The sequence below is a fragment of the Clostridium sp. LXY-7 genome (assembly GCF_056172015.1).
In genome coordinates this window covers 833,051-846,622 of sequence record NZ_JBLLJL010000002.1, presented here as the reverse complement: position 1 = coordinate 846,622, position 13,572 = coordinate 833,051, and the positions used below count along the sequence as shown (strand labels likewise).

The window sequence follows — 13,572 nt, the reverse complement described above, 5'->3', positions numbered from 1 at the left end:
AAATAATAATATAGTCTGTGATTAAGTCACAAAAATATAAGAATTGCTCAATAATTAATATATAATTTACTTTTAAAACATATGAATAAATAAAAGTATAATTTGAAACTTTAAGATGATTTATTGAAAAGATTGTAGAAAAAAATGGAATATTATATAATTCTTATGCTATAATTGGTATTAATAATGGAGGTGATTACATAAATATGAAAAAAGTTAAGTTTTTTATTTGTACTTTTTTCTTTATAAATTTATTAATATTTAAAAATATTTCAGTTGACGCAATGGAGATAAAAAATGTGTTAGTATTACATTCCTATAATGAAGGATTTTCTTGGACAGAAACTATCTCTAAAGGAATTAAATCTGCTTTTAACGATGCCGATATAAATGTTAATATAAAATTTGATTATATGGATTTAAAGGAAAAATCAGATGATACTTACTTACAAGGCTTTTTTAATCTTCAAAAGAGTAAATATGCGCATATTAAATTTGATGTAATTATAGCTTCTGATAATGGTGCTATGAATTATTTATTAAAATATGGACAAGAACTGTTTCCAAAGATACCAGTAGTTTTTTGTGGGATAAATGAGATTAACTCCGCTATTTTAGAAAATAATTCTGAATATAAAGTCATATTAGAAAATATTGCAATAGATGAAATGTTAGAAAACATAATATCAATGTTCCCTAACATCAATATTATTAATGTATTTGGAAATAATAGTATCTCTGGGAAGAGCGATTTTGATAATATAAAGAAAAGTTCACATAAATTTAGTAATTATACATTTAAATTTTATGAAAATACACCTATAGAGGATTTAAAACTAAAAATAGAAAGTTCAGATGAAAATACTGCTTTTGTATTTGTAACAGATCCATTTATAGATAGTACAGGTCATTATAGATATATTAGTGATTCAAAAGATGAAGTATTTAAAAATTCGTCTTCTCCACTGTTTTCATTTTGGGATTTTGAGTTAGATAATGGGATTCTAGGAGGAAAAATAACAAGTGGATTTTACCAGGGAGAAGAAGCTTCAAAGATAGCTTTAGAAATACTAAGTGGAGGTTCTATAAATTCTATTCCGCAAATATCTGAAAGTCCTAATAAATACATGTTTGATTATGACCAATTAAAAAAATTTAATATAAACTCAAAGGTACTTCCAGAGGGAAGCATCGTAGTTAATGAATCAGTTTCTTTTTTTGCTAAGTACAAAGGCTTAGTAATTATAACAACTATAGTTTTTTTATTTCTTGTTACTATAATTTCTTTCTTATCTATAATAATTAATCAAAAAAGAAAAAATGAGATAAAGTTAAATGATAGTTATGAGGAATTATCAGCAGTTTATGAGGAATTGACAGCTACAGAAGAAGAGCTTAGGGCTCAATATGAGGAGTTAAGGGATAACGAAGAGGTGATAAGAAATAGTGAGGAAAGATTTAGACTTGCAATAGACGGTGCAAATGATGCGATTTGGGAATGGGATATGATAACTAACCAATTTTTTATTTCTGAAAAATGGACGGAAATAAGTGGATATGATGAGCCACTTAACTTGAAAGATATATTTAAAAAATATATTCACCAAGAAGATAAGAAAGCTGTAAAGGAGAACTTAGAAACCTGCATAAATAATAACAGTATATTTAGAAGTGAATTTAGAATTATAGGTAGGGATGGTTCTATTAAATGGATATTGAATAGAGGTAAATTATTACTTAATTCTAAAGATAAAGCTATAAAAATGGCTGGTTCTATCACGGATATCACTGAAAGAAAAATAAATGAAAAGCAAATTAAGGAAATGGCTTATTTTGATGATATCACAAAGTTACCAAATAGAAATTATTTCATGAAAAAACTTACGAAAATCTTGAAAACTAACTCTATAGATGGTAAAAATACAGCATTAATATTTTTGGATTTAGATGAATTTAAAAAAATTAATGATACTAGTGGACATGATATAGGAGATTCTGTATTAAAAGAGATTGCTACAAAGTTAAAGACTACACTACCTTTAAGCTCAATTGTTGGGAGATTTGGAGGAGATGAATTCTTAGTTTTAATTCCAGAATATAGGGATATAGAAGATTTAGAAAGTATTTGTAATAGATTAGTGCAAATGTTTAAAAAATCCTTCATATTAGATGGTTCAACTAATTATGTCACTGCAAGTATGGGAATTGCCATAGCACCTGTGGATGGTGAAGAAGCAGATATTCTTTTGAAGAATGCTGATACCGCTATGTACAGAGCAAAAGAGCAGGGGAAAAATCAATATTGCTTCTTTAATTATGCTATGAGAAAAGAACTTATAAAAAGAGTATCAATAGAAAATAATCTTAGACGTGCCTTAGAAAATCATGAGTTAAAAATATATTATCAACCTCAAGTAAATTTAACTAATGGTAAAATTGAAGGTATGGAAGCCTTAATAAGATGGAGCAACAAGGAGTTAGGTTTTGTTTCTCCAAGTGAGTTTATCCCAATTGCAGAAAAAACGGGACTTATAGTACCTATAGGTACCTGGGTACTAGAAACAGTGTGTAAGCAAAATAAAATTTGGCTTAATAAAGGTTTTAAATATAATTCTATAGGAGTGAATGTATCTTGTATTCAATTTGTAAGGGATGATTTTATAGATATAGTAAAGGACATATTATTCAAGGAAGAATTAGAAAGCGATTATTTAGATATTGAAATAACAGAAAGTTTATTAATCGATTCTACAGAAGATAATATTAATAAGCTGAGAGAGCTAAAGTCTATTGGAGTAAAGGTTTCTTTAGATGACTTTGGAACGGGGTATTCTTCGCTAAACTATCTAAGAAAGCTACCTATTAATGTATTAAAGATTGATAAATCCTTTGTACAAGAAATCTGCGATAAGGCTGAGCAAAGACTTATAATTGAAGTCATAATAGATCTTTCCCATAGCCTAGGATATAAAGTTGTAGCTGAAGGGGTAGAAACAAAAGAGCAGTTAGAGTTGTTAAAAACCATGAAGTGTGACATAGGTCAAGGATATTACTTTAGTAAGCCAATTAATGTAGAGGAAATGGAGCAATTGCTTGAAAATTTATAAACGAATGATGATCAATTTTTATTGTAAATTACTTTGAGTAAAGTAGAATTAATAAAATTTGACATTTATAATAGACAAAATTTTAATTATATTGCTTTGATATATATTTTGTGTATTGATCACAGAGATATGAAATTAAATGAAACAATATTATGATGTTATTTATGGTAAAAATATAGAAAGTTGGTTGACATATGAAAATTGCTATTTTATCAGATATTCATGGAAATTTAACAGCGTTGAATTCGGTTCTTGAAGATGTTGAGAAAAATGGTATAAGTAGGATAATTATTGCAGGAGATAGTATAAGTGATGGCCCCGAACCTAATGAGGTAATTGAAAAAATTAAGAGTTTAAATCCATGGATAATTGCTGGGAATCGTGAAAAATATATTATTAACTTATTGAGATATTATATTCTCTTGTTTCTGATCCTAGGTGGAGAACCCGAGAAGGAGTTGCAATGGCATTACAACTCTATGGGGAAACTCATATGAATGATTTGATAGAAGAGATGGAGTGTATAGAAAGTATTAATAATATATTTGTCAACTAATAACCTTGATTTAATTATAATTAAATCAAGGTTATTAGTTGGGTATACATATATGTTTACAATTATATAAATGTAAATAATTTCCTAGTGGAAAAGACCTATAATATCATCTTCAGATAAGCTCATCAAACCTTCACTATTGCATACTTCATCTCCTAATAGCTTGGATATAAGCTCTCTTTTTTCTTCTTGAAGAGCTACTATTTTTTCTTCTATAGTATCCTTTGCTATTAATTTAATTACTTCTACAACTTTATCTTGACCTATTCTATGGGCTCTATCTGTTGCCTGATCCTCTACGGCAGGATTCCACCAAGGATCAAAATGTATAACTACATCTGCAGAAGTCAAATTTAATCCAGTACCTCCAGCTTTTAAGCTTATTAAAAATACTGATGCTCCTCCATGATTAAATTCTTCTACCATTTTCATTCTCTTTTCAGAAGAAATGGAGCCATCTAAATAACAGTGATTAATATCCTCGCACTGTAATCGTGTTTTAATATTATTTAGCACGGAAGTAAACTGAGAAAATACAAGTGTTTTATGATTTTCCTCAATACTTTGAGACAATAGCTCAATCAATGCTTCCATTTTACCATTTTCTCCTGTGTAGTTTTCTATTACTATAGATGGGTCTAGACATAGTTGCCTTAGTTTAGTTATGTAAGCTAATACTTCTATTTTACCCTTATTAAATTCCTCATCTCTAACTTTCTTCTCTATAAAGTCCACTACATGTTTGGCATAAACCCCATAATATCTTTGTTGCTCTAAAGGTAATTTTACTTCCAAAACTTTTTCAATCTTATCAGGAAGTTCCAGTGCTACATCCTTTTTAAATCTTCTAAGTATAAAGGGTTTTATAAGTTTATTTAATTCTGTTACAATCTCTTGACTTTCTTTAAGCTTTCTATGGTAGCGTGATCTAAATAATTTTTTATCATATAGATATCCTGGCATAATAAAATCAAAAATTGACCAAAGCTCCATTAGCGAGTTTTCAATAGGAGTACCTGTTAAAGCAAATCTATTCTTGCTATTTAAAGATTTTATAATAACTGCATTCTGAGAGTTAGGATTTTTTATATTTTGAGCTTCATCTAAAATAATATAATTAAATTGTATTTTGTTGTAATGCTCAATATCATTTCTTATTAAATTATAAGTGGTAATTAAAATATCATAGTTTTTATAAGTTTTAATTAGTTCTTCTCTCTCTTCTTTCGAAGAGTTAACTAGTGCAATTTTAAGAGAAGGAGCAAATTTTTCAATCTCCATCTTCCAATTATAAATTAGAGAGGTAGGTGCTATTATAAGACTATGAGTTCCACTATTAGATAGAAGAAAGGTGATGGTTTGGAGGGTTTTACCAAGTCCCATTTCATCTCCTAAAATTCCACCAAAGCCAAAATAATCTAAGGTTTTAAACCAATTATAGCCAATTTCTTGATAAGGTCTTAAGGTTGCTTTAAGTTCTTTAGGAACATCATATTTCATCTTAGGTATGGACTTGAATTTTGCTTTAAGCTCTTTTAGGTGATTTTTTCCCTTTATATATTTAAGTTCTTTTTCATTAATATAATTATCAAAGTATAATCCTTTACTCTTCGAAAATTCAATGATATTATTTTCTATATTTGCATCTTGGCTTAAACTATCTACTAATTTTAAAAATTTATTAAGTTCAATTTCTTCAAGATCGAGAAATTCACCTGTTTTTAATTTATAGTATTTTAAGTTATCTCTAAAGGCTCTTAATATATTTGAGGTTTCTTCCTTTGGAATATCTCCAAGCTTAAATTTTAATTCAAAGTATTCATATTTACCTGTAGATATATCTCCTATAATACCATTACTGCTTAAGCTTTTTATGCCTTTAAAGTTCTCTGAATAGAACACTTCACCAAGTTCTTGTAGTTTGTTTATTTCATATTTAAAAAATTTATATGTATAATCTTCGCCAAAGATCAAATAAAACTTATTATTTATTTCACTAAATCCAAGAGTTCGTAAAAATGATTTTATTTTATCTTCTTCTTTAGTGTTTCTGTATATAATTTTTTCACTACAATCATCAAAAATATTAAATTCATATTGATTGTATTTAACCTTTAAAGTTAAAGAAAAACTTTCATTATCTTTATCAAAATAAAAGGAAAACTTAGGGTTGGCTATAACTACCTTCTCTCTTATGTTTTTAGAAAGATTCAGATATGAAGTTAAACCATTTAATTCTGGTATTAATTCTCTCAATATCTTCTCTTCTTCACTTTTAGATAGAGAAATTGAATTTACTCCATTAAATACCTCATAATAGGGCGACACTTTAAATATAAAGTCCTGAGAGGGAATATATATATTTTGTCCACATAGTAGTACATCCATTCTTCCATTTAAGCCTTCAGGAAGAATGGAATTTAACTTAAGCTCATAGCATGAAGGAAGGAGTTTTAATTCAAAATCTAGATCCGGATTATCAATTAGAATTTCACAATCAACAGTTCTATGATAAAACCCTTCATTTAAAAAGACTCTATGATCTTTTATTCTCGTAAAAAACTCTTTAAGTAAATGGTTAGGAGGATAGATATACTTACCATCAATTAATTTATTCTGTTTTCTAATAGAAGATAAATGAGTAGACTCCAACTCTCTTAACTCCTGCATAAAATTTATTAAGTTACTATCCTTAGAATTAAATCTTTGTGTTTTTATATCAAAGGAAAAATCCTTACCATATTTTATAGGAACTCTATTATCATAATAAGTTAGAAGTTGATTGATATCTTTTACTACATAAAGTTTATTTGTGCTATAGCTCTTTAAACCTATTTTAAATTCAGCCGCAAGGATATTCTTATATCCTATTCTGTTTAAGTATACATCTATCTTGAGTTCTTCTTTACTTTTAGAATCTGATAATAAGATATCTAAAAGATTATTTCCATGGTTTTTAAATATCTGGCTAGGAGAATTAGTGCTTTCATCTAGAGCTAGTTCCTTAAGTACTGATGATTTTTTTACAGTAAATTCATAGGTTTGCAAGAAATAATAAAAGGTAGCCATAATGTGTTTACAACAATAATTACTCTTTTTAAATTCATTTTTTTCAAAATCATTACAGGTACAGGAAGTTTTAAAAACTTCTCTAGAGTTTAAAGCTATTTCAATTTCTGTTTTATATTCACTAAAAGAACTTTCAGATAAGACATTTCCAACTATATCTACTATTTCATCTTCAAACGTAGTAGTTACACTTGTTATAAGATCATTATTTAAAATTCTTTTACCTTTTATACCATTGTTACCGCTAGTATTTTTATTAAATACCTCAATGACTAATTCCTTATTCATATATGTTCCTCTATTCTCTTAAGTTGATTATTATTATAACATAAAATAAATTAAATATTTTTATTAAGAATATAAATGCTTAAACATAGTGTAATAGTGATTAGATATTATTTTATGGTATTTATAATTTTACTTAAATAAGTATTTGATGAAGTAAAATGTAAACAAATAATCTTATAATTTAATTATATATTTAATAAAATTTATTAAACATTTTTTATAAAAAGTGTTATAATTAAATCTTGTCTAGATAATCTTTAGAAAGAAGGGTACATATGAGTAAGGAAAAAGAGGCTTCACAAAAAAGAAAAACACCAATGAGTGGAGGTAAAAAAGCATTAATAATTACTCTGATAGCTTTAGTGTTAATAGTAGCTTGTGGAGGAGTATACGCTCTTAATCTACTAGGAAAAATAAATACTGTAGACTTTAAGTATTCCGATGAAGAATTGAATGTGACTCCCAAAGATATAGATAAAGAAAAAGGGGATATTAAAAATATAGCTTTATTTGGTATAGATACCTTTGAGGGAGATGTAGGACGTTCAGATGCTATAATTATAGCAACTGTAGATACAATTCATAACAAACTAAAACTGACATCTCTAATAAGAGATACATATGTAAGTATTCCAAATCATGGATACACCAAATTAAATCATGCATTTGCATATGGTAAGGAAAAATTAGCGATACAGACTATTAACCAAAATTTTGGACTTGACATACAAGATTACGTTAAGGTTAATTTTACCGGGCTAGAGAACATTATTGATGAAGTTGGAGGAATAGATATAATTGTTACAGAGGATGAAATCGACAACTTCAATGAACATATAGAAAATTTATCAAAGAATAAGGGAATTGAACCAGAGTACATAGAAACTGCAGGAGAACATCATTTAAATGGACTACAGGCAACAGCTTATTGTAGAATAAGATATGCAAATGGTGGAGATGTAAAGAGAACTGAAAGACAAAGACATGTACTAACTCTATTATTTGATAAAGTAAGTAATGCCGGAGCTATAAAGCTATCCTCTATAGTTTCAAAATTCTTGCCCTATGTAGAAACGAGCCTTAGTTCCAGTGAAATAATATCCTTGGGAACTAAAGTATTATCCTCTAATATGGGAGAATTACATCAAGAAACCTTTCCACATTTAGACTATAGTGAAGATGCTAAGATTGATGGTATTTACTATAGAACCTATGATGAAGAGGTAACTAAAAAGCAAATTCATGATTATATTTATAATGATATAAAGCCGCAACCTAAAGCTAAAAATCAAGAGTAGGATTTTAATGCTATAGAGCTTGACAGCAATAGAATAGATGTTAGTTTATTTAAAGTAAAATTAGAGAGGTGTAGTGAAAAGAAATTCACACACCTCTTTATAATTATTATTTTTAAACTTTATGACCTTCATTGAAGGCCTTTAAATTTATTTCTAAAGTCTTTTCAGGTACGTAATTTTTAATTACTTCTAGCCAAGTATTTTCATTGAAGGGTAAGTATCTAGATAGAACCCCCATAAGATATATGTTGGCTACTTTAGGATTTCCTAGCAGTTTAGCTTTCTCCTTAGCATTAACAGAAATAACTTCTAAATTTCTAAATGAAATTTTTTCATTTATATCTAAAGGAAATTCCTCCTTTTCGATTAATACTCTGTTTGGAAATATTACTTCCTCATTAATTATAACTTTGCCACTAGGAGCAACTAAATGACACCACCTTAATGCCTCTAGTTTTTCCATAGCTAATAATATGTTTGTTTCGCCTTCAGGTATCATTGAGGAATGTACACATTCTCCAAATCTAACGCTACCCCAGATCATTCCACCTCTTTGGGATAATCCTATTACATCACTGGTCTTAATATCGAAGCCTTCTTTAAAAGCAACTTCAGCTAATATTCCAGTAGCTAATACCAATCCTTGGCCACCTACGCCACTTATTAATATATTAGTAGTACTCATATCAAATCCTCCTGTTCATTCATAGCGCTTCTTTTAATTGCTCCTACTGGACATACCTGAGAACATACAGAGCATCCAACACACATATCAGGATCTATATAAGAATTCTTCTTTTCTTTACCTTCGTATTGTTTCATTGATATAGGAGGACAGTTAGTTCGTATACAATTTCTACAGCTGATACAAATATTTTCATCTACATAAAAATGAGGTTTTACTATTTTAAAGTTTAGTGCACAAGGTCTAGTAGTAACTATAACTGATAAACCATTTCGTTTCATAGCACTTATAATAATATCTTTAGTTTCCTTGTACTTAAATTGATCTACCACAGTAACATCCTCTATCCCAAAGGATTTGATTACCTCAGGTATACTTACTGAATTAGAATCCACTTCTTTAAAATATCCACTAGTAGTAGGAGTAATTTGTCCACCAGTCATAGCAGTGGTTCTATTATCCATAACTATAACAGTGATATTTTCTTTACAGTTAACTAATTGTAAAAATCCAGTCATCCCTGAATGAAAGAAGGTTCCATCACCAATGGTAGCTACAATAGGTTTTTTAATTCCAGCTTGACTATTTGCTTTAGCAACACCTAAAGCCATACCCAAAGATGCACCCATACTTATATTGGTTTTATGAACTTCAAAAGGTTCCAAGATTCCAAGAGAGTAACAGCCAATATCTCCAATTACAGTGGCATTAGCCATTTTTAAAAGATGAAATATTGGTCTATGAGGACACCCAGAACAGAGCATTGGAGTTCTAGGAACAACTTTCTCCTGTGTTATATTATTAGAAGGAAAATCTATAATTTCTGCTTTTTTTAGACCTTCTTTAATTATGTCTATAGAAATCTCGCCTGTAAAAGAAAAATATTTTTTACCTTCAACATTTATATTATGTGATTTGAGTTCTTCTTCAATAAATCCTAAGGTTTCTTCAAGAACTAATACTCTATCATATTTATCAGAAAGGTTTTTAATATATTCAATAGGAAGGGGCCAAACCATAGCCAACTTTAAGATATCTACAGGTGCAGCAATTTCTTTTAAATTCTCATAACATAAGCTACTAGTTATAACTAAAATTTTAGAGTTATTATTTTCTAATACATTTTTGGGATTATCATTATTAAATTTTTTAAGCTTTTCTATTCTCTCTTTCATAAAATGCTGAGCTGCATTAGCATATGGAGGCAGCATACAATATCTAGACTGATCAGGAGTAAAGCCTTCAACTTTCACAGTTTCTCTTTCGTCTAGTTCTACTACGGCTCTACAATGGCATAATCTACTTGTAAGACGTATAAGTACAGGAGTGTTAAATTCCTCACTTATTCTTAATCCATCTTTTACATAATCTTTAACCTCTTGGGGATTTGAAGGATCTAATATAGGTATATTAGCAAATTTACCCCAAAATCTACTATCTTGCTCATTTTGAGAAGAAGTAAGTCCAGGGTCATCACCAACTACTAATAGAAATCCGCCTTTAGTCTTAATCTGAGTAAAAGTCATAAAGGGGTCTGAGGCTATGTTAATACCAACATGTTTCATAGAAACAAGAGATCTAGCACCAGCAATACTACCGCCCATAGCAATTTCCATAGCTACTTTTTCATTTGTTGCCCATTCAGAATAGATTTCATCATAGGTTTTCATACTTTCAAGAATTGATACTGTAGGGGAACCTGGATAACTAGAAGCTATTGATCCTCCAGCTTCCCAAAAACCTCGACTGACAGCTTCATTACCAGTTAAAACTACTTTGCTCAAAACAGCACCTCCAAAATTTAATAATTTTACACTATTAAGTGTATCGTATCATAATACTCATTTATTTAATTTTTATGTCATCAAATGCTAAATTTCCAGCACTCTTGGTGAAGGTAAATCTAATCTTCCACTTATTTTGTGGCATGGTTGTTAATTTTAGAACTACATATTATTGAAAAGCAAACCATTTGCAGGAAGATTAGATTTACTTTTATTTTATGATAAGGTTTTTAGCATGACAGCAAGCTATTAAATCTTCTTTGGTTTCTATAAAAAATGGTATAAACTTATCATTACAATCAATAGTTATTGAATCTATTTCATCCTTAAGAGAGAGGTTCTTTTCAGATTTGTATTTTCGTGTATTTGCTACGATTTCTTTTAATTCTTCTCCAAATTTAAGGATAGTATTATCAATATAATCACTATTATTCCAGCAATGGCTATGGAGAGAAATAGTTTTTTCAAATTCTCTAAAGAAATTTTGATATATATATTCTGTAATATGAGGAACATAAATTGCATAAAGCTTAAGAATTTCAAGTAAGCAGTAATATAGAGCATACTGTGCTGATTTACGTTGCTCAGCTCCATGAATCTCAGGTTTATAAACACGATCTTTTACTATTTCAAGATAATAATCACAGAAATCCTTCCAAAAGAAATCATCAATTTCATGTCGAGCTGAACCAATCTCATACTTATTTAAAAAATTTCTGGCTGCATTTGTAGTTTCTTTACATTTTTCTATTATCCATCTATCTACAGCCATGAGGTTAGGAGTAGATGTATTATCAAAATCATTTAGATGACTTATAGTAAATTTTGAAGCATTCCATAGTTTAGTAATAAATCTACTGGAGATTTTAAGTTCGTCCTCCGAAAACATGGTATCTGTACCTAGTTTTGAATTAGCCGCCCAATATCTTATAACATCTGCTGAATAAACTTCAATTAATGCCTTAGGTGCTAACTTAGAATTGCTCTTTGACTTGCTGATTTTCTCACCCTTTTTAGCCATTACAAAGCCACATATCATAATATCCTTCCAAGGTATTTCTTCAGTGTGATATAAACTCTTTACAATGGTGTAAAATGCCCAGGTTCTTATAATCTCATGAGCTTGAGTTCTCATACTCATAGGGGCAAGAGGAGATGATATTTCATCAGATTCTCTCCATTTTTTATTTATCTGTGGAGTTAGTGAAGAAGTAGCCCAAGTATCTAAAACAGCTGATTCAGGTATAAATTCATTACAGCCACAAGAACATTTTTCTTTAGGTGAGGTTTCTAATGGGTTAACAGGCAACATATCTTCACTACCTGTAATAACCTTTCCACAGTCCTTACAATACCATATTGGGAAAGGAACACCAAAATAGCGTTGACGAGATATACACCAGTCCCATTTTAGATTTTCAACCCAAAGTTTATAACGAGTCTTCATATATTCAGGATACCAATTAATCCTATCCGCGGCTTCTAAAAAAAGTTTCTTATCTGTTAACACATCGATATACCATTGTCTAGATGGAATAATTTCTATTTCTTTATTACACCGTTCATGAATTCCAACATTATGAATAAGAGTCTCAACTTTTATTAAAAGATTTTTTGTCATTAATTCCTCTATGATGATTTTTCTAGCTTCATTTATTTTAATGCCTCCAATTAAAGGTACATCTTCATCTATTCGTCCATCTGGAAGTATTATTTTTCTATAGGGTAATTTATACTTTTCATACCACTCAACATCTGTAGTATCTCCAAAGGTAGCACACATAACTACCCCTGTTCCCTTATCTATACTAACCTTTTCATCTCCTAATATGGGAACTTCATAATTATATATAGGAACCACGGCATTTTTACCTATATATTTATTGTAGCGATGATCTTCAGGATTTATAAATAGACATACACATCCATATAAGAGTTCTGGTCTTGTTGTTGCAATAATTAAATTCTCTTCTCCTACCTTAAAAGGAATATAGTTGAAGGTAGTTTCTCTCTCCACAGCATCTAGTTCAGCTTGAGCTATAGATGTGTGACATTCTGTGCACCAAAGTACAGGGGATTCTTTTGAATAAGCCTTTCCTCTTTTAACTAGTTCTATAAAGGATCTTTGGGATATACGCTGACTTTGAGGACTTATTGTTTCATATTGTAATTCCCAATCAACACTAAAGCCTAAACTTTGCCATAGATTTTTAAACTGCTCTACGTATTGAGAGGTAGTCTCTAAACATCTTTTATTAAATTCACTTCTGGTCATATCCTTAGCAAGGATATTTTTTTCTTTTTCTACAAGTCTTTCTGTAGGTAGACCATTATCATCAAACCCAAAGGGATAGAATACATTCTTACCTTGCATACGTTGAAAACGAGCAATCATCTCTGCTTGCGTATAGGAAAAGATATGACCAATATGGAGACTTCCGCTAACAGTAGGTGGAGGGGTGTCGATAGAATATATTTCGGTTGAGCTTTCATTATCAAAAGCATAAACTTTACTTTCACTCCAAAGCTTTTGCATATCACTTTCTACCCTTTTAAAATCATATTTTTTCTCTAACATAATAAAACCTCCTATTCTAAAATTAATAATTTATTTACTGAAATATGATGAGCTCTATCAAACTTCAGTGTAATATTGGAAATTCAAAAATAAAAAAACCTTCATCCTAATAATTAGGACGAAGGTTATATTTCGTGGTACCACCTAAATTCAGATTATGTTTTCATATAATCTGCACTCAATAACAGTACGGGAGTAAAAATTGTT

General features: G+C 29.5%; 7 protein-coding genes and 1 other annotated feature (1 of these 8 running past the window's edge). Of the genes, 3 read left to right on the top strand and 4 right to left on the bottom strand.

The features are described 5' to 3' along the window. Positions 1-206: 206 nt before the first annotated feature. Positions 207-3,107: an ABC transporter substrate binding protein gene (locus ACI48Q_RS11120; protein WP_474919151.1), complete on the top strand. Its 2,901-nt coding sequence runs from the start codon at positions 207-209 to the stop codon at positions 3,105-3,107. A gap of 194 nt (positions 3,108-3,301) precedes the next feature. Continuing rightward, positions 3,302-3,604 carry a metallophosphoesterase family protein gene (locus ACI48Q_RS11115; RefSeq protein WP_474919150.1) on the top strand — a complete coding sequence of 101 codons (303 nt, stop codon included), beginning with the start codon at positions 3,302-3,304 and terminating at the stop codon, positions 3,602-3,604. Positions 3,605-3,747: 143 nt separating this feature from the next. On the opposite strand, the gene ACI48Q_RS11110 is transcribed toward ACI48Q_RS11115, so the two are convergent. Beyond that, a complete protein-coding gene (locus ACI48Q_RS11110; protein ID WP_474919149.1) occupies positions 3,748-7,020 on the bottom strand; it encodes a DEAD/DEAH box helicase in 3,273 nt (1,090 codons plus the stop codon). A 275-nt stretch (positions 7,021-7,295) separates the two neighbouring features. Here ACI48Q_RS11110 and ACI48Q_RS11105 point away from each other — a divergent pair, with 275 nt between their 5' ends. After that, positions 7,296-8,318 (top strand): LCP family protein, encoded by a 1,023-nt coding sequence (locus ACI48Q_RS11105; protein ID WP_474919148.1) that lies wholly within the window; start codon positions 7,296-7,298, stop codon positions 8,316-8,318. Positions 8,319-8,430: 112 nt separating this feature from the next. Here ACI48Q_RS11105 and ACI48Q_RS11100 read toward each other — a convergent pair whose 3' ends face one another. The 3 genes from ACI48Q_RS11100 to ACI48Q_RS11090 all read right to left on the bottom strand — a co-directional run bounded on the left by ACI48Q_RS11100 (position 8,431) and on the right by ACI48Q_RS11090 (position 13,365). Next, a complete protein-coding gene (locus tag ACI48Q_RS11100) occupies positions 8,431-9,003 on the bottom strand; it encodes an indolepyruvate oxidoreductase subunit beta (protein ID WP_474919147.1) in 573 nt (190 codons plus the stop codon). Next, positions 9,000-10,787 (bottom strand): thiamine pyrophosphate-dependent enzyme, encoded by a 1,788-nt coding sequence (locus ACI48Q_RS11095; protein ID WP_474919146.1) that lies wholly within the window; start codon positions 10,785-10,787, stop codon positions 9,000-9,002. Before ACI48Q_RS11095 ends, ACI48Q_RS11100 begins: the two co-directional genes overlap by 4 nt. A gap of 211 nt (positions 10,788-10,998) precedes the next feature. Continuing rightward, a complete protein-coding gene (locus ACI48Q_RS11090; RefSeq protein WP_474919145.1) occupies positions 10,999-13,365 on the bottom strand; it encodes a valine--tRNA ligase in 2,367 nt (788 codons plus the stop codon). A gap of 111 nt (positions 13,366-13,476) precedes the next feature. Beyond that, positions 13,477-13,572, bottom strand: a binding site (T-box leader); it runs 180 nt beyond the window's last position.

Coding starts and splice junctions, on each gene's coding strand:
- ACI48Q_RS11115 (WP_474919150.1), top strand. CDS start 3,302: ATGAAAATTGCTATTTTATCAGATATTCATGGAAATTTAACAGCGTTG.
- ACI48Q_RS11120 (WP_474919151.1), top strand. CDS start 207: ATGAAAAAAGTTAAGTTTTTTATTTGTACTTTTTTCTTTATAAATTTA.
- ACI48Q_RS11110 (WP_474919149.1), bottom strand. CDS start 7,020: ATGAATAAGGAATTAGTCATTGAGGTATTTAATAAAAATACTAGCGGT.
- ACI48Q_RS11105 (WP_474919148.1), top strand. CDS start 7,296: ATGAGTAAGGAAAAAGAGGCTTCACAAAAAAGAAAAACACCAATGAGT.
- ACI48Q_RS11090 (WP_474919145.1), bottom strand. CDS start 13,365: ATGTTAGAGAAAAAATATGATTTTAAAAGGGTAGAAAGTGATATGCAA.
- ACI48Q_RS11100 (WP_474919147.1), bottom strand. CDS start 9,003: ATGAGTACTACTAATATATTAATAAGTGGCGTAGGTGGCCAAGGATTG.